Source organism: Actinomyces israelii (assembly GCF_030253495.1).
Lineage (GTDB): Bacteria > Actinomycetota > Actinomycetes > Actinomycetales > Actinomycetaceae > Actinomyces > Actinomyces israelii.
Window position 1 is genome coordinate 2,558,080 of record NZ_CP124548.1, and the last position, 17,218, is coordinate 2,575,297.

The 17,218-nt window shown below is 73.5% G+C and carries 15 protein-coding genes; 2 read left to right on the forward strand and 13 right to left on the reverse strand.

What is annotated here, in order from left to right; genetic code table 11:
- Window positions 1-203: 203 nt before the first annotated feature.
- The 12 genes from AIF0345_RS10630 to rpsP all read right to left on the reverse strand — a co-directional run bounded on the left by AIF0345_RS10630 (window position 204) and on the right by rpsP (window position 11,827).
- A complete protein-coding gene (locus AIF0345_RS10630; RefSeq protein WP_285296144.1) occupies window positions 204-1,751 on the reverse strand; it encodes a DNA-processing protein DprA in 1,548 nt (515 codons plus the stop codon).
- Window positions 1,748-3,322, reverse strand: coding sequence for a YifB family Mg chelatase-like AAA ATPase (locus AIF0345_RS10635; RefSeq protein ID WP_268918724.1), 1,575 nt, complete (start codon window positions 3,320-3,322; stop codon window positions 1,748-1,750). The genes AIF0345_RS10630 and AIF0345_RS10635 overlap by 4 nt, the downstream gene beginning before the upstream one ends.
- On the reverse strand, window positions 3,319-3,873 hold the full coding sequence (locus AIF0345_RS10640; protein WP_285296145.1) for a YraN family protein: 555 nt from the start codon (window positions 3,871-3,873) through the stop codon (window positions 3,319-3,321). The genes AIF0345_RS10635 and AIF0345_RS10640 overlap by 4 nt, the downstream gene beginning before the upstream one ends.
- Window positions 3,874-3,904: 31 nt before the next feature.
- A complete protein-coding gene (locus tag AIF0345_RS10645) occupies window positions 3,905-4,210 on the reverse strand; it encodes a DUF2469 domain-containing protein (RefSeq protein ID WP_043560876.1) in 306 nt (101 codons plus the stop codon).
- A gap of 108 nt (window positions 4,211-4,318) precedes the next feature.
- Complete coding sequence (locus AIF0345_RS10650) at window positions 4,319-5,059, reverse strand: ribonuclease HII (RefSeq protein ID WP_285296146.1); 741 nt, start codon at window positions 5,057-5,059, stop codon at window positions 4,319-4,321.
- Window positions 5,056-7,107 carry a signal peptidase I gene (gene lepB, locus AIF0345_RS10655; RefSeq protein WP_285296147.1) on the reverse strand — a complete coding sequence of 684 codons (2,052 nt, stop codon included), beginning with the start codon at window positions 7,105-7,107 and terminating at the stop codon, window positions 5,056-5,058. The genes AIF0345_RS10650 and lepB (AIF0345_RS10655) overlap by 4 nt, the downstream gene beginning before the upstream one ends.
- 119 nt (window positions 7,108-7,226) lie before the next feature.
- Window positions 7,227-7,577, reverse strand: coding sequence for a 50S ribosomal protein L19 (gene rplS / locus AIF0345_RS10660; protein ID WP_043564463.1), 351 nt, complete (start codon window positions 7,575-7,577; stop codon window positions 7,227-7,229).
- Between the two features lie 269 nt (window positions 7,578-7,846).
- On the reverse strand, window positions 7,847-8,671 hold the full coding sequence (gene lepB, locus AIF0345_RS10665; RefSeq protein ID WP_268918728.1) for a signal peptidase I: 825 nt from the start codon (window positions 8,669-8,671) through the stop codon (window positions 7,847-7,849).
- Complete coding sequence (gene trmD / locus AIF0345_RS10670; RefSeq protein ID WP_268918730.1) at window positions 8,658-10,136, reverse strand: tRNA (guanosine(37)-N1)-methyltransferase TrmD; 1,479 nt, start codon at window positions 10,134-10,136, stop codon at window positions 8,658-8,660. The genes lepB (AIF0345_RS10665) and trmD overlap by 14 nt, the downstream gene beginning before the upstream one ends.
- A gap of 35 nt (window positions 10,137-10,171) precedes the next feature.
- Window positions 10,172-10,780: a ribosome maturation factor RimM gene (rimM, locus tag AIF0345_RS10675; RefSeq protein WP_268918729.1), complete on the reverse strand. Its 609-nt coding sequence runs from the start codon at window positions 10,778-10,780 to the stop codon at window positions 10,172-10,174.
- A 378-nt stretch (window positions 10,781-11,158) separates the two neighbouring features.
- Entirely contained in the window at window positions 11,159-11,395 is a 237-nt protein-coding gene (locus AIF0345_RS10680) for an RNA-binding protein (protein ID WP_285296148.1), read from the reverse strand.
- A gap of 3 nt (window positions 11,396-11,398) precedes the next feature.
- Window positions 11,399-11,827, reverse strand: coding sequence for a 30S ribosomal protein S16 (gene rpsP / locus AIF0345_RS10685; RefSeq protein ID WP_043563127.1), 429 nt, complete (start codon window positions 11,825-11,827; stop codon window positions 11,399-11,401).
- 507 nt (window positions 11,828-12,334) lie between these two features.
- On the opposite strand from rpsP, the gene AIF0345_RS10690 reads away from it, so the two are divergent.
- Window positions 12,335-13,648 (forward strand): hypothetical protein, encoded by a 1,314-nt coding sequence (locus tag AIF0345_RS10690; RefSeq protein ID WP_268918645.1) that lies wholly within the window; start codon window positions 12,335-12,337, stop codon window positions 13,646-13,648.
- A 316-nt stretch (window positions 13,649-13,964) separates the two neighbouring features.
- Window positions 13,965-15,584, forward strand: a complete 1,620-nt coding sequence (locus tag AIF0345_RS10695; protein WP_268918644.1) for a hypothetical protein — start codon at window positions 13,965-13,967, stop codon at window positions 15,582-15,584.
- A 51-nt stretch (window positions 15,585-15,635) separates the two neighbouring features.
- On the opposite strand, the gene AIF0345_RS10700 is transcribed toward AIF0345_RS10695, so the two are convergent.
- Window positions 15,636-17,162, reverse strand: a complete 1,527-nt coding sequence (locus AIF0345_RS10700; RefSeq protein ID WP_268918643.1) for an alanine/glycine:cation symporter family protein — start codon at window positions 17,160-17,162, stop codon at window positions 15,636-15,638.
- Window positions 17,163-17,218 lie beyond the last annotated feature (56 nt).

Sequence of the window (17,218 nt, forward strand, 5' to 3'; positions counted from 1 at the left end):
GCCGTCAAGCGAGTCGCAAGGGGCCGGCTCGGAGGAGGCCTGCCTCGTCGGCGCAGATTCTGCCGCTCGTCCCTTTCTCCTCGTGACAGTGTCCGGGGCGCGCCACCGGCGAAGGCCCAGGTCCTTCATCGGTGCGAGTCGGGCGGGCCCTCTCCTGCGGACGAGCGCAGTCCCTCACCGGCAGGCGGACGTGGCTGCGACCCTCACCGGTCGGTGCGTCGGCGCCAGCGCAGCCCGTCGCGCCTCACGTGCCCGGACAGCTCGAGCAGTCCGAGCGCGGAGATCACCTCCTGCTCCGATCGGCCCGCCGCCCGCGCCAGCGCCTCGACACCCGCCGAGCCGTGCGCGGGCAGGGCGTCCATGACCACTGAGGCATCCCCCGTCAGCCCGTCGAGCAGCCCGGCGCCGGCGTTGCCGGGGGCGGCCGCGCGGGTGGCCTCAGGATCGACTCCGCCCAGGGGGACGACGAGCTCGAGGGCGTCCTCGGCGTCGGTGACGCACACCGCGCCGTCGCGCAGCAGCCGGTGGCAGCCGACGGACTCCATGGAGGTTACCGGACCGGGCACCGCGCCGAGTCCGCGGCCCAGGTCGCGGGCGTGCCGGGCGGTGGACAGGGCCCCGGAGCGCCAGGCCGCCTCGACGACGACTGTGGCCCCGCCCATGGCCGCAATGAGGCGGTTGCGCGTCAGGAAGCGGTGGCGGCCGGGCTGGCAGCCCGGAGGGACCTCGGCGACGAGGGCGCCGGTGTCGATGACGGCGCGCAGCAGGTCGGCGTTGCCCGCCGGGTAGAGCCGGTCCACTCCCCCGGCGCTCACCGACAGCGTCGGGCCGGCGCGCAGGGCGCCGCGGTGGACCGCGGCGTCGATGCCGAAGGCGCCCCCGGAGATGACGACGACGCCCTGGGCCGTCAGCTCGGAGGCGATCTGGGCGGCGACGCGCTCCCCGTACTCGGTGGAGGCCCTCGACCCCACCAGGGCCAGGGCCCTCCCGGTGCCGGGGCCCGCGGCGACCAGGTCGGCTCGGGTGCGCGGCGCGCCGGCGTCGGGCCAGGAGGCCGGCGCCGTCCCGCCGGTCGCGCCGTCCGCCCCGCTGACCGCGTCGCCGTCGCCCGGCACCAGCAGGGCCGGGTCTCCGCGGACCCACAGGCAGTGGGGCGGGTGCTCCAGGTCGTCCAGGCCGGTGGGCCACCACGGGTCGCCGGGCAGGACGAGGCTTCCGCCGAGCCGCTCCAGGGTCTCGAGCTCGCGGCGGATGTCCAGGCCGGTCAGCCTGGGCGCCCAGCGCGCGGCCGCCCTGCTCCATGCGGCACTGGCCCTGGCGGCGTCGCCGCGCGGCGCAATGGGCGGGCGCGGCGCGGGGCGCGGCCGGCCCTCGCGGTCCAGGGCCTCGTCCAGGAGCCAGGCGAGCCCCGCTCCGGCGCCCAGGGCCCCGACCAGGGCGCAGGCGGCGTGGTCGGCGGGCTCGGCCAGCCGGGACCAGGTGGCACGCGCCAGGGTCTCGTCCCGGACGGGGTAGGGCAGCCCGCGGCGCCGCGGGCGCGGCCCGCTCGTCCCCGGCGCCGGGTCGGGGACGACGGCGGCGCGGGCGGGCTCGGCCGCACCGGACGGCTCGTCCGGGGCGGCAGCGGGCTCCGCGGCGGCCAGGGCGGTGGCTGTCTCTGCGGAGTCGGCCGGGACGGCCGGATCGGCTGGGCTCGCTGGGCCGGCGGGGTCAGCGGTGCCTGCCGGGCCTGCCGGATCGGTCGGGATCATGGGCGCGCTCCTCTCATGCGCAGGGCCAGGGCGCCCCCGAGGTCGGAGGCGGAGGGGGCGGGGCGGGCGGCGAGGTCCGCCAGGGTCCAGGCCAGGCGGAGCACCCTGTCCACGCCGCGCAGGGTGAGGTCGCCGCGGTCCAGGGCGGCCATGAGCGGCGCCAGCAGGGCGGGGTCCATCCCGCAGGCGGGCGAGCGCAGCCAGGAGCCCGGCACCTGGCCTGTGAGCCGCCAGGGCGTGTCCGTGAGCCGGCGGGATGCGCGCGAACGGGCCCGCGCCACGCGCGCGGCGACGGCCGCGCTGGAGTCGCCTGCGCCGCCCGAGGACAGGTCCTGGGCGGTGACGGCGGCGACCTCGACCTGGATGTCGATGCGGTCCAGGAGCGGGCCCGACAGGCGCGAGAAGTAGCGCCTGCGCTGCAGGGACGTGCAGGTGCACTCCAGTCCGCGTCCCCCGCCCTTGCCGCAGGGGCAGGGGTTGGCCGCCAGGACCAGCTGGAAGGCGGCGGGGAAGGCCGCCCGCCCGCCAACCCTGTCGATGGTCACCGAGCCGGTCTCCAGGGGCTGGCGCAGGCAGTCCAGGACACCGCCTGGGAACTCCGGCGCCTCGTCGAGGAAGAGCACCCCGCGGTGGGCCAGCGAGACGTCGCCCGGCCTGGGCGTGCCGCTGCCGCCCCCGATGACCGCTGCCCTGGTCGCGGTGTGGTGCGGGGCCCGCAGGGGCGGGGCGGTCAGCAGGCCGGTCTCGGGGTCGAAGGTGCCCGCCAGGGAGTGCAGGGAGGTGACGGTCACGGCGTCCTCGTCGCTCAGCGGGGGCAGGATCGAGGGCAGGCGCTCGGCCAGCATGGTCTTGCCGGCGCCGGGCGGGCCCACCAGGAGGATGTGGTGGCCGCCCGCGGCGGCGACCTCCAGGGCGTGGCGGGCCTCGGCCTGCCCGACGACGTCGGCCAGGTCGAGGACGCGGTCGCCCTCCGGGCGGGGCTGCGGGGCGCGGGGCTGCTCGCAGCGCCGGCGGGCCCGCTCGACGACGGCGCGGGCGCGCGGAGGCAGGGCGCCGCCGTAGTCTTCGACGAGCTCGCCAATGTGGTCGACCGCGCGCACTCGCGCCCCGGGGACGAGGGAGGCCTCGCGGGCGGCGGAGGCGGCCACGATGACGTCGGGCACGCCGGCCTCCACGGCCGTGCGCACGGCGGGCAGGATGCCGCGCACGGGGTGGACGGAGCCGTCCAGGCCGAGCTCGCCGATGTAGACGGTGCGGTCCAGCACCGCCAGGGCGCGCCCGGGCAGCAGGTCGCGCGCCCCGAGCACCGCCAGGGCCAGGGCCAGGTCGAATCCGGTGCCGGTCTTGCGCACGTCCGCCGGGGACAGGTTGACCGTCAGGCGCTGCTCGCCCCAGGTGACGCCGCAGACGGTCAGGGCGGCCCGCACGCGCTCGCGCGACTCGCGCACGGCGGCGTCGGGTAGTCCCACGAGGGTGAAGCCGGGCAGGCCCGGGCCCGAGTGGGCCTCGACGTCGACGAGGTGGCCCTCCAGGCCGGTGAGCGTCACGGCGAGGGTGCGCGCCAGGCTCATAATGCGCCCACCCCGCGGTGGTGGCGCAGGTCGGCGGGCCGGTCCGGGTGCAGGAGCACGGAGACGACGTCGAGCCGCAGGCCGCCGTGGGGGACGGGGTGGCGCGCCGCCCAGGCGGCCGCGAGGACGCGCAGGCGCGCGAGCTTGCCGGCGCCGACGGACGCGGCGGGCGGCCCGGCGCTCAGGGTCGTGCGGGTCTTGACCTCGACGACGACGAGGGCGGGCGCGCGCCCGGACACGGGCTCCAGGGCCACCAGGTCGAGCTCGCCGCGCAGCCCGGCCCCGGGGCGCCAGTTGCGGTCCAGGACCCGCCAGCCGCGGTCGTCGAGGTACCGGGTCGCGATGTCCTCGCCGCGTCGGCCGACGGCCGCGCGCCCGGAGGCCGCGACGGACCGAGCAGCGGGCCCGGGGGCGGGTGTCGTGGTCACGGGGATCACCTCCGCCACCAGGGTGCGCGGCGGGAGGGGGATCGCGCGAACGACGCCGTCGAGCCCGGTGGGCAGGACCCGCACGGGCAGCACCGTGCAGCCCTGAGACGTGCGCTGGGACACACCATGATCGCGGCGCGGTCAGGCCGTGCGGTCAGGAGGGGATATCCATCTCCGGCTTGGTGAGCTCCTCGACGTTGACGTCCTTGAAGGTGACGACGTGGACGGACTTCACGAAGCGGCTCGAGCGGTAGATGTCCCACACCCAGGCGTCCTCGAGGCTGAGCTCGAAGAAGACCTCGCCGCCGTTGGTGCGCACCTGGACGTCGACGGCGTTGGTCAGGTAGAAGCGGCGCTCGGTCTCCACGACATAGGAGAACAGTGAGACAACGTCCCTGTACTCGCGGTACAGGTCCAGCTCCAGGTCGTTCTCGTAGGACTCGAGGTCGTCAGCGCTCATTGACCCATCATGCCCGTCCAGGCTGTGCGGCCAGAGCAGGCACCGGTGGCGCGTCGCACTCAGCCGATGGCGTACCGATAACAAGCAGATCACAACCCGGCAGCAGGCTCATCGCGCTGCATCCGCGGAGGCGTCCAGCCCGGGAAGGCGCCAGGAGCGGCGGTGCTGGTCGCTCGCGCCGAGGCGGGCCAGGCCCGCGATGTGGGCCGCGGAGGCGTACCCCTTGTTGGCCGCCCAGCCGTAGCCCGGGTCGGGCAGGTCCGCCATGAGGCCGTCGCGCTCGACCTTCGCCAGGACGGAGGCCGCGGCGACGACGGCGCAGCGGGCGTCCCCCTTGACCTCCATGCGCACGGGAGGAGTCAGGCGAGCGGGCAGGGCAGGTGCGCCACCCGCCGCCGTGTCGCCCGCATCGGCGCTCCCGGCGAGGGAGCCGAGCAGGTCGGGGCCCGGTTCGGTGAGCCAGTCCGCCGTGCCGTCGAGGATGATCGCTCCGGGCAGGTGATTGCGCAGGGCCACCCGGGCGAGAGCCCGCCGTCCGGCAAGCCGCAGGGCTCCGACGATGCCGAGCGCATCGATCTCAGCGGGCGCGGCGTGGGCCACGGCCCAGTCGAGGAGCCAGGCGCAGCACGGCTCCACCAGGGCCTCTCGGCGGCGGGGGGTGAGCTGCTTGGAGTCGGCCAGGGTCGTGGGGAAGGCGTCCAGGGTCCGGCGTCCGACGACGGCCAGGCCGACGGTCACCGGACCGGCCAGGGAGCCGCGGCCGACCTCGTCCATGCCGCCGACCAGCTCGTGGCACGCGAGGAGCCCTGCCTCCACGGCGCGGTCGGGGCGGAGCCGCCGTGCGGTCAACTGGGATCGTCCGGGACGCCCTTGAAGACCGCCTCCCCGTCGTCGAGCGAGTCCCAGTGGCCCACCGGCCACACGACATTGGTGGCCACGCCGACGACGTCCGTCACCGGCACTGCGCCGCCGTGCGGGTCGTCCTGGTGGAAGCGGGAGTCCGAGGAGTTGGAGCGGTTGTCCCCCATCACCCAGACGCAGCCCTCGGGCACGACCACGTCGAAGGGCACCGAGGACGGGGCGGAGCCCTGCCTGACATAGGTCTCGTCCAGCGGGACGCCGTTGACGCTCAGGGCGCTGGTGCCGTCGGCCGTGATGTGGTCCCCGGCCACGCCGATGACCCGTTTGATGAGGTGGTGTCCCGAGTTCTTGGGCAGCAGTCCGGTCAGGATGAGGCCGTTGCGCACCAGCCCCTGGAGCCCGGTCGGGTCCTTGGCGTCGAGCCAGCCGCCCGGATCCGAGAAGACGACGACGTCTCCGCGGTGGATGCTGTGGGCGTCGTACATGCGCACGGCGACCTGGTCCCCGGTCTGCAGGGTGTCCTCCATCGAGCCGGACGGGATCTCGAAGGTCTGATAGATGTGGGTCTTGATGAAGGCGGACAGGGCGATGACGACCAGGACGACGACGATGGTGGACAGCCAGCTGCGGCGCGGCCGGGCCTCCGAGGCGCTGTCCTCCTCCTGCCCGGGGATCGGCAGGGGGCGGGGGCGCCGGGTGGGCGGGTAGGAGGGCGGCAGGTCGACAGGCTCCTCGGCCTCGGACCCCTCGCTGTCAGCGCCTTCATCCGCAGGCGCCTCGGCATCCGTCGTCACCTCCGCCCCGGCATCGTCAGGGCCCTCGGCCGCGTCGCCGGCCTCGGCGTCCTCGGCATCCGCAGTGGAGGCGGGCGTCGTCTTCACGGGCTCGGACTCGGCCGGGGCGACACCCGGCTCAGCCGACTCGGTCTCCCCCGGCCCGGGCTCGGCCGGCTCAACCGCACTCGTCTCAGGCTCGGCCTCGACCGGCCCGGACGCCTCGGGCTCGGCCTCGACCGGCCCGGACGCCTCGGGCTCCGGCCCGGGCTCAGCAGGAGTAGCCACCGAATCGGGCCCCGCCGGCTCGGCGGGAGCAGCCGCAGGCTCGGGCTTCACGGCCCCGGCCACCGACTCATCCCCGGAGCCGGCCGACCCGGCCTCCGCCGTCGCAGAAGACTCGTCCTCTTCGGCCGCGGGCTCGTCATCCACCGGCTCGGCGGGCGTCTGCGCCGTATCAGCCCCCGCGAATCCGACCGCGGACCCAGCAGGAGCAACAGCCTGCTCGGCCTCCACCAGCCCGGCCACCCCGGGCTCCGGCCCGGAATCCGGCTCCACCACCGCCTCAGGCTCGGCCTCGACCGGCCCAGCCTCCTCGGGCTCGGCCTCGACCGGCCCGGACGCCTCGGGCTCGGCCTCGACCGGCCCGGACGCCTCGGGCTCCGGCCCGGGCTCAGCAGGAGTAGCCACCGAATCGGGCCCCGCCGGCTCGGCGGGAGCAGCCGCAGGCTCGGGCTTCACGGCCCCGGCCACCGACTCATCCCCGGAGCCGGCCGACCCGGCCTCCGCCGTCGCAGAAGACTCGTCCTCTTCGGCCGCGGGCTCGTCATCCACCGGCTCGGCGGGCGTCTGCGCCGTATCAGCCCCCGCGAATCCGACCGCGGACCCAGCAGGAGCAACAGCCTGCTCGGCCTCCACCAGCCCGGCCACCCCGGGCTCCGGCCCGGAATCCGGCTCCACCACCGCCTCAGGCTCGGTCCCGACCGGCCCAGCCTCCTCAGGCTCGGCCTCGACCGGCCCGGACGCCTCGGGCTCCGGCCCGGGCTCAGCAGGAGTAGCCACCGAATCGGGCGCCTCGTGCCTCGCATCATCGGGCATCGCAGCCCTGCCGCCTTCCCGCACGCTCGGGCGCCGCACCGTCCCTTCCTCGGAAACAGTCGGCGCGGGTGCCTTGTCGGCCTGCTCCTTGCTGGGAGAGGTCGATGCTCCGCCGCCGTCGACGTCGGGCTCGAGCTCCTCGTGATCATCCTGCGGTGAGGTCACCGTGCTCCTGTTCCGAGGTGGTGCATGTGCATGACGAGGCCGTGACGCCCCGATGATAAGGATAGTGACGCCCGGGCCCGGAGGCCCCGGGCGTCACCAGAGAGCATAGCGGGCGCCCCTCAGTGCTCGCGGCGCTCCTTGATCTTGGCCGCCTTGCCGCGCAGCTTGCGCAGGTAGTACAACTTGGCGCGACGCACGGCACCGCGAGTGACGACCTCGATCTTCTCGACGGTGGGCGTGTGGACCGGGAAGGTCCGCTCGACTCCGACACCGAGGGAGATCTTGCGGACGGTGAAGGTCTCGGAGACGCCCTTGCCCTGGCGGGCGATGACGACACCCTGGAACACCTGGGTACGGGTACGGCTGCCCTCGACGACCTTGACGTGCACCTTGAGGGTGTCACCGGGCTGGAAGTCGGGCACATCGTCGCGCAGCGAGGCGGCGTCGATCTGGTCGATCAGGTTGGTCATTGTTCTCTCCACGCTCGTGCCACTGGTCATGGGCGCTTGGTCAGAGGTGCCGCGACTCGTCTCGGGACGGACCCGATGCAGTGGCCGCACCGTTCTCGATCGCCCGCGGATCCTGCGCGTGAACACCTTCCCCAGTGGCAGAGGGCGTCCGAGGCCCGGAGGCGGGGTCAGTCTGCCACAGCGCGTCGTCACGCTGCGAGACGGTCGGGGCGCAAGTGCCCGACCTCACTGGCCCCTGCGCCCTCGCGGCCCTGCGGGCGGCCTCCGCCTCACGGCCCGTTCAGCACAGCGGTGGGCGCTGCGGGTGGAATCGAGGTCGCCGCGGGCACGTGCGAGAAGGCGTCCCGCCCGTCTCCCAGGCCGGACCAGCGCCCGACGGGCCAGTACACGAATCTCGCGATGCCGACAATGTTGCCAGCCGGCACGAAGCCGCCGTGCGCGTCGGTCTGGTGCATCCGGGAGTCCGCCGAGTTCGACCTGTTGTCGCCCATGACCCACACGTAGCCGGCGGGGACGGTGACGTCGAAGGCGACGTCCGAGCCGGAGCGGCCCGGCTTGAGGTAGGGCTCGTCCAGGACGACCCCGTTGACGCTCACCGGCCCGGTGCCGTCGGCGACGACATGGTCGCCAGGCATCCCGATGACTCTCTTGACGAGGTGGTGCCCCGCCTCCCGCGGCAGGAGCCGCAGCAGCACCAGCACGTCCTGGACGACGCGGGCGAAACCTGTCGGCTCGGGGTCGGTCAGCCAGTGGTCGGGGTCGGTGAACACGACGACGTCGCCGCGCTGGACGGAGTCGGCGTCGTACAGGGTGACCATAATGCGGTCGCCCGAGTGGAGGGTGTCCTCCATGGACCCCGAGGGAATGGTGTAGCTCTGCACGATCAGGCTGCGCACGACCGCGATGATCGCCAGAATGACGATCAGGGTCAGCAGCCTGCGCAGGAACGGGTGGGACTCCCACGCGCTGAGGCTGTGCGACCGCCTGGAGCGGGTGCCCGGAGCGGCGTGCACGGGCGCGCCGACGCCCGCTGCGCCCGTCGTCTCAACGTCCTCAGTGCTCTCAGTGCTATCGATGCTCTCAGTGCTGCTCATAGTGGACCTCCTGCGGGTTAAGGCTCATGACCACGTCCCGGCAGGTCTGTCCGCCGACGTCGTAGGTGCGCGATCCGAGCAGTCGGAAGCCGCGCCGCCTGTAGGCCCTCTGCGCCCGGCGGTTGCGCTCGTGGGTGCCGAGCCACAAGGCCGTGGCGCCCAGGGCCGCGGCATCGCGGACGGCCCGCTCCAGCAGGGCCGCGACGACGCCGGAGGAGCGCAGACGGGCATCGACGTAGACCTTGGACAGCTCGGCGGCCAGGGCGGCGGAGCCGTTGGCGCGCGGAGGGGCCTCGACGACGGCGGGCCGCGGGTCCAGCCCGGCGACGGACTCGCCCGCGGGGCCGGGCAACTCGGCGAGCACGGCGCTGTAGCCGATGAGCTCTCCCGGGGCGACGGCGTCGGCGGGATCGGCGCCCGCCGCGAGCCTGCCCGGCGCCAGCCCGCCGGGCAGCTCGGCGACCGTCAGGACCGCGCGCGGGTCGGCCTGCCAGGCGGCGAAGCGCTCGGGGGTGAGGCTGGTCGCGATGTGGGCGGCGATCTGCTCCCCGGAGAGGAAGGGCGGGCAGGCGTCGGGGAAGGTGCGCGCCGCCAGTGCGGCCAGGGCCCGGGCGTCCTCGGCCCGGGCGGGCCGCAGGACCAGCTCGACCGGCCCGCAGGCGCTGACGGGCACCGCCCAGCCGTGACGCGCCAGGGCGGCGCGGTCCTCGGCGTCGAGGTCCCCGGGGCGCAGGCGGGCGATCATGTCGGGGCGGCGGGCGGCCGTGCGGGCGATGGCCTGGTCGCGGCGCGTGCGGGCGATGCGGGCGTGGTCGCCCGACAGCAGGTGCGGGTCGGAGGCGGCCAGGTCGAGGCCGCGCCAGGCGACCGGCCGGGTGTGGACGGGGTACTCCAGCAGGCCCGCCTCGGAGTGGGACTCCTCGACGACGGATGCGGGGTTGCCCACCACCCCCGGGCGCAGGCGGGCGATGGCCTCGATCATGACCAGGGCCGCGGCCTCGCCGCCGCTGAGCACGTAGTCGCCGATGGACAGCTCGTGCACCTCGATGCCGGCGGCCCGGTAGTGCTCGGCGACCCGGGCGTCGATGCCCTCGTAGCGTCCGCAGGCGAAGGCGATCCGGTCGGCGCGGGCCAGGTCCTCGGCGGTGCGCTGAGTGAACAGCCCGCCCGAGGGAGTGGGGACGACCAGAACCTGTCGGCCGGGTCGTCGATCCGGTACAGCCGGGGCGCCGGCGGGCAGACCGAGGACGGTGTCGAGGGCCTCGCCCCACACGTCGGGCCTCATCACCATGCCGGCGCCGCCGCCCAGCGGGGTGTCGTCGACGGTGCGGTGGCGGTCGTGGGTCCACTCGCGCAGGTCGTGGACGTGCAGGTCGATCAGGCCGGTGCCGGCGGCCCTGCCGATCAGGGACAGGTCCAGCGCCCTCAGGTAGTCGGGGAAGATGGTGACGACGTCGAGGCGCAGGGGGCGGGCGCCGGGTGCCGCGGGGGCCCGGGTCATCAGCGGGCCTCCTCGGTCTGGCCGACGCCGGGGAAGAGCCCGCCGGGAGGGTCCAGGGTGACCGTGCCGGCGTCGGGGTCGATCTCGGGGACGAGCGCCTCGACGAAGGGCACGGCGACCCTCTCGCCGTCCGGGGTGCGCACGACCAGGCGGTCCTGGGCGATGCCGGGCTCAAGGTCGACGACCTCGCCGAGGTGCTGGGGGGCGCTGTCCGGCGGGGTCTCGGAGGCAACTCGGATGGCCTGCAGGCCGATGAGCTCGTGGGCGTACCAGGCGTCATCGTCGGCCCCGCCGGTCCCGCCAGCGCCATCGGCGGCATCGGTGTCCACCATGAGGCGCGCGCCGCGCAGGGCCTCGGCGGCGGTGCGGTCGGGGACATCCTCGAAGCGGGCGAACCAGCGGGCGCCGTCGAAGCGCAGGCGCGCGACGGTCAGGTGATCAGGCACGGGGCCGGCGGAGCCGGTTGGGCCGGCGTGCCCCTGGGGCGCCTGCACCGGCAGGCTGGTGCCGGGGGCGAGCCGGCCCTCGGGGTCGTCGGTGCGGATGTCGAGGCGGACCTCGCCCTTGAGGGCGTGGGCGGGTCCGATGACGGCAACGGTGAGCAGCACGGGGCAAACCTACCGCGCGCGACCGCGAGGAGGGTCGGCCCGCCGGGTTGGCCCGCCCCTCTCTCGCCGAGATCGGTCGCAATCCGGCTCGAGATCGGTCCGTGTGGCCTGTTGGCTGCTCCGGTCGCCCCGGAGCCGGCCGCCTCAATGACCGGCTCCGGGGCGGGAGAAGCGATCGCCCCACGCGCCCTGGGACGACCGACGGTCCCGAACGCCGTGGGGAACCGGTGCAATCCCGCGGTTCTGCGGCGTGAGCCCGGCGGCTGGTGTGGTGACGACGACGGTGGGCGGCCGGGGGCTGGTGGCAGCCGGCGGCGCCCGGCGCCTCGAACCGGTCTCGGTGCGGAGGTGGGCCGGTGCCGGTGAGATGCGGGGGTGTCAGTGGCGGTCGGTGTCGATGACGTCGACGCGCACGGGTTCGTCGGCCAGGGCCCCGATGACGGCGCGCAGGGCCCGGGCGGTGCGGCCCGAGCGGCCGATCACCCGCCCCAGGTCGTCGGGGCTGACCCGCACCTCCAGCAGGTCCCCGCGGCGCAGGGACCGGGAGACCACCGTCACGTCCTCGGGGCGGTCCACGATCCCGCGCACCAGGTGCTCCAGCGCCTCGGCCAGCACCTGTCAGGCCCCCTCGGCGCCGTCGGCCCGCCCCGCGCTCCCGGCCTGCTCGACCCGGGCGGCCGAGGCGGCCTTGAGCCTCTCGGCCTCATCGGCCGCCTCGCGCACCGCCGCGTCCCGCGCCGCCGCCACCGCGGCCTCGTCCCTGACCCGCAGCCTGCCCTCGGGAACGGGCAGGCCCTTGAACGCCTGGTAGTCCCCGGTGATCCTCAGCAGGTTGTGCACCGTGTTCGACGGCTGGGCGCCCACACCCAGCCAGTAGCGCACCCGCTCCGAGCTGATGCGGATCAGCGAGGGCTCCTGCACCGGGTCGTACAGGCCGATCTCCTCGATCACCCGCCCGTCGCGCTTCTTGCGCGCATCGACCACCACCACCCGGTAGACGGGCGAGAACTTCTTGCCAATGCGCTTAAGACGAATCTTGACTGCCACTTGAGTACAGCTCCTGACTTCCAGACACGGTTTCCGGACACGGTAGACGACAGCGCGCGCCGACCTACCGGTGGGGTCAAGCAACAGTCCCTCGACGCACGCCTACCAGCACGACCACGCCCGGGAGAGGGACCGCACACGGCCGCACAACCACGCCATCATGCCAGACAATCACCACCGTCAACCACTGCGCCCCTTCCCAGTGCCCGTGCGCACCTGCGGGATCCACCACAGGCCTCGACCGGTCCGGCGCACGTGAAGGTGCTGAAAGACGCTGCAGTAGAAGGTGGCGAGCCGCCGGGCGAATGGATCATGCTTCTGTTTGTGAGACGCCCCTCTTTCGGCATCCGTCCCCCCGGCGCATCGTCCTCTGTCCGCCCGCCCCGGCCGGCGAGCGGCGTCTCCGGCTCATCCCCGTTCCACCGCCCGGGCAGGGTGGCGCGCACAGGCACGCTCGACCCGTCCGAACCGCCGTCGGGCACCGAACCGCCGCGGCGCCCGAACCGCGTGGAGACGTGGCTCGGGAGCCTCACTCGGAGATCTGCGTTCCTCATCGCCACCACCGTCGCCCTCGTCGTCGTGCTCGTCGCGGTCGGCGCACTCGCACGTCTCCGAAGAGACAGTGAGCAGAACGCAGCGGGAGACACGCGGTCGACGGGGGCCGCCGCCGCTCCTCAGCCCTCCGCATCCGCCTCCACCGCGTCCCCCGCACCCTCTGTCGGCCCGAGAGACTCGTGGAAGCAGGCATGGAGCACCGATCTCGACCTGGGCGCTGACGCCCAGGTCGAGATCTACGCCAACAGCGACTACGTCGTGGTCTATGACTGGGTTCCCGGGGAGCGGGCGAACGCACGGCTGCGCGGATACAGCCTCGCCGGCGGCCGACCCCAGGAACTGTGGTCGACAACATCCGCGGGCCAGCCGACAGCGCTGACCTCCTCGGCCCTCGTTCTGGGCGGTCAGCTCATTGATCCCGCCACCGGCGAGACCACGGATGCCCCTTGGGGCGCGTCGTCCTACGCATCCCTGGTCACGGATGACCTCATCATCACCTGCGCGACAAGGCCCTCCCCTGCCTGCACCGGCTGGGACCTCGACGGCGGAGCCCTCATCCAGCGCTGGGGACCGGTCGCCTTCCCCGGAACCGCCCGTCCTCGTTTCAACAGGACTGCCGTCACCGGGGACACCCACACCGGCTACGCCCTGGCAGAGGTCCATGGCTCATTCTCGTCCGAGGAATCCGTGGCTTTCGTGTCACTGGCAGACGGGAGCATTCAGACCCGGCCGGACGAGGAGGGCGGCGAGTACCTGCATTTTGTTCCTGCCGCGGACGGATGGCTCCAGCTCGGCGCCGCTCCCCGGTCGGTCACCGCCCTGGAGCCGGACGGCACCGAGATAGAGACCTATGGTTCTGTCCAGAACATGCTGACACTGCTGCTGACAGACTCCGACTCCGGGCTGCCCACCGTCGAGCAGTACAAAAGTACTTTCACCTTGGGAGGGACCTCCTGGGCCTCGATAGCCTTCAGCTGCCACAGTCGCTCCTGCACGCTCAACGGACAGCCGCTCACCGGCGCGGATGACGCCACGCGGTCCTCGCTCATGTACGAGTTCGACTTCACTGCGACGGCGAATGAGCGCTACCTCGTCCTGAGCCACGACTTCGGAGGCAAGGTGCGCATTATCGATCGTGACCGGGGAGGCGTCGTCCCCCAGGGGGACGCGCTGTACGGGTCCCGCACCCGCGTCAAGGTCGTGCGGGCGGACCTGCTTATCGCGGTCGAGGACGGCAGCCTCGTCGCCTACACGCCCCCCGAGTGAGCCGGCTGTCTTCAACCGGCTGCGCGGAGACGACCCGACGTCGGCGTAGATGATCGATTCCGTGGACGGCGAGCGGGGCCGGCGCCCCCCTCGGCACGGCCCGCGCAGCCCCTGCAGCCCTCTTCGCCGAGATCGGTTCACTTCCGACCGATCTCGACGAGAGAGGGGCCGCGGGGGACGGGGAGGCGCGCCCATGGGCGCGCCTCCCACCTGGCCCGGCCCACGCCCCGTTGGAACCGATCATCTGAAGAGGACGACCCGGGCATTCCGACCGGGCACTGGCGAGCCGCAAGACGCGTAGGTCATGCTTATGCGTATGAAGCGTCCCTTCTTCGGCATCCGTCCCCCCGGCGCGCCGACATCCATCCGTCCGCCCCGGTCGGCGCACGGCTCCGGCTCCTCCCTCTTCCGCCGCCCGGGCCGGGCAATGCCCCACCCGAGCCGGACAACGCCCACAAGCGAGCCGCCCCTCGTTGAACCAGTACCGGCCCCCGAGCCGTTGCGCCGCCCGACGCGCAGGCCCGCCCCCGCGGAACCATCGCCGGCCCGCGAGCCCCGGCATCGTCCGACAAGCAGGCCCGCCCCCTCCGAGCCGCCGCCGGCCCGCAAGCCCCCGCAGCGCCCGGACCATGCCAGCCATGCCAGGGGGAAGCCCCGAGACTTCGACTGGGGACCTGCGATCCTCACCGCCTCGGTCGCCCTCATTGTCGTCGGCCTTGTCCTGGTCGGCTCTCTCGACAACGACGGCGAGAGGAACGCGGCCCGGAGAGCACGGCCGACAAGGGCCACCTCCGCACCGCGGTTCTCGGCCTCCTCCCGCGCCACGACGCCCACATCGTCGAATACCGCCGACGACTCGTGGAAGCAGGCGTGGAGCATTGACCTCGAGCTCGACGACGATGCCGACATCCGCACCTACGTCAGCGGCGACCACCTCGTGGTCCACGACCGGGCTGCCGGGGCGAAGCAACAGCTGCGCGGATACAGTCTTGCCGGCGGCCGGCCCCAGGAGCTGTGGTCGATCACCCCCAGGGGACGGCCCCAGGCCATGACCCCCACGGTCCTCGTCTCCTCCAGAAGCCTCATCGACCCGGCCACCGGTGAGGCCACGGACGCGCCCTGGGGATCGTCCGAGCCGGTTCTGGTCACGGACGATTTCATCATCACGTGTACGAGCAGGCCTTCTCCCGCCTGCACCGGCTGGGACCTCGCAGACAAGACCCTCACCCAGCGCTGGGGACCTGTCGCCTTCCCCGGAACCGTCCAGCCCGGGTTTCTCGACTCCGCTGTTACCGGGGACACTCACACCGGCTACGCCCTGGCGATGACCGGGGACTCGGACTCGTCCAAGGAGAGGGGGACGGTGTCCTTCGTGTCGCTGGCGGACGGGAGCATCATGGCGACCCGCCCCCAGAAGGAGGCGGGGAAGGTCATAAGTCTCTTTCCCGCCGCGGACGGGTGGATCCTGCTCAAGGACGATGAGAAGCCGGTCACTGCCCTGGGTCCCGACGGAACCGAGCAGGAGACCTACACCGCTTCCCAGAGCACCTCCGCGCTGCTTCTGACGGACTCGGGCATTCCCACCCTCGACCAGTACAAGAAGGCATTCACTTCGGGGGACATATCCTGGGCCTCCATCGCTCTCAGCTGTCGGTCCCAGGAAGGCACCTGCACTCTCAACGGGCGCACGGTGACTGACGCGGACTACGGCACAAAATCCTCGCCCATGTACAAGCAAGGGTTCACCGCCACGGTGAGTGAGCGGTACCTGATCCTGAACCACAGCCGCAGCGGCCATGTGCGCATTATCGATCGCGACCGGGGAGGCCTTGTCCCCCGAAGGTACGGGCCACGGGACCACGTCGCCGTCGCGCGCGCCGACCTTCTCATCGCGGTCAAGGACAGCAGCCTCGTGGGCTACGCGCCCGCCGGCTGAACCGGCGGGCCGGGGCCGAACCGGACAGGAGCGCCCCCGGCCGTCCCCGGCTCACGCCTCGTCGAGGCTGGCCACCCGGGCGGCCGCGCGCTCGGCCGTCCACACGTGCCCGGGCAGCCCGCCCGGCAGCAGCGGGTTGTCCGGTGCCACGAAGGCCGGCTCAGCAACGCCCCGGGCCCGCTGCCCGTCGTAGTCGCGCAGGGCGGCGAGGACCCAGCGGCTCAGCCACAGGACGGCGATGAGGTTGAGGATCGTCATGAGCGCCAGGGCGATGTCCGCCATGACCCACGCCAGCTCCAGGGCGACGACGGCGCCCAGCCCGGTGGCGGCCGTCATGGCCAGGCGCAGGGCGATGCTCGCGGCGCGGCCTCCGCCGAGGTAGGAGACGTTGATCTCGGCGAAGGCGGAGTAGCCCAGCACGCTGGAGTAGGCGAAGGTGAAGACGACGAAGGTCATGAAGCCGACGACCCAGCCGCCCGGCAGGGCGTCCGCCAGCGCGTGCTGGACCAGCGTGGTCTCGGCCCACTCGGGCTCGACGCCGGGGGTGTAGACCTGCGGGGAGGCGAGCAGCACGGTCAGCCCCGTGGCCGTGCAGATGACGATCGTGTCGATGAAGACGCCGAGGGCCTGGATGAGCCCCTGGGTGACGGGGTGGGCGACGTCAGCGGTGGCGGCCCCGTTGGGCGAGGAGCCCTGGCCGGCCTCGTTGGAGAACAGGCCGCGCTTGGTGCCGTTGAGGAAGGTCGCGAAGAAGCCGCCGGCGGTGCCCGCCAGGCCCGCCCTGAGGTGGAGGGCGCCGGCGACGATATCGACGAGCACCCCGGGCACCCGCGGGGCCGAGACGATAATGACCACCAGGACGACGCCCAGGTAGGCCAGTGCCATGAGCGGCACGAGCCACTCGGTGACGCGGGCGACCACGCGCATGCCGGCGAGCAGGATCGGGGCGGTGATGGCCATGAGCCCGATGGCCGTCACGATCGTTCCGACGCCGTGGCCCTCCTGGAGGGTCAGGGCGATGGTGTTGGACTGCACCATGGGGAAGATGAGGCCGTAGGAGAAGACGAGCATGGCGGCGAAGACGACGCCCATGCCCCGGCCGAGCCGGCTCAGGCGGCGCCCGCCCCGCAGGCCCAGGCCGCGCTGCATGTAGTAGGCGGGGCCGCCGCGGAAGATGGCGTCAGAGCCGCGGACCTTGAAGACCTGGGCGAGCGTCGACTCCGCGAAGGAGGTCGCCATGCCGAGCAGGGCCACCACCCACATCCAGAACAGGGCGCCGGGGCCGCCGAGCGTGACCGCGAGCGCGACCCCGGCGATGTTGCCGGTGCCCACGCGCCCGCCCAGGCCGATGACGAAGGCCTGGAAGCTCGACAGGCTGCCGCGCTGGTGGCGCGAGCGCGCCACCAGGTGAACCGCGCGGGAGAACAGGCGCATCTGGACGCCGCGCGTGCGGATCGTCAGGTACAGGCCGGCGCCGAGCAGGACCCAGATGAGGATCTTCCCGGAGACGAGCTCCTCGAAGGCGGACAGGTCCTGCGTCAGGTCGGCGCCTGTCAGGGCGGGCAGCGCGATGGGCACGTGGGTCTCCGTCGGTCGGGAACGGGTCGCGCGCGACGCTACCGGACGACTCCCCC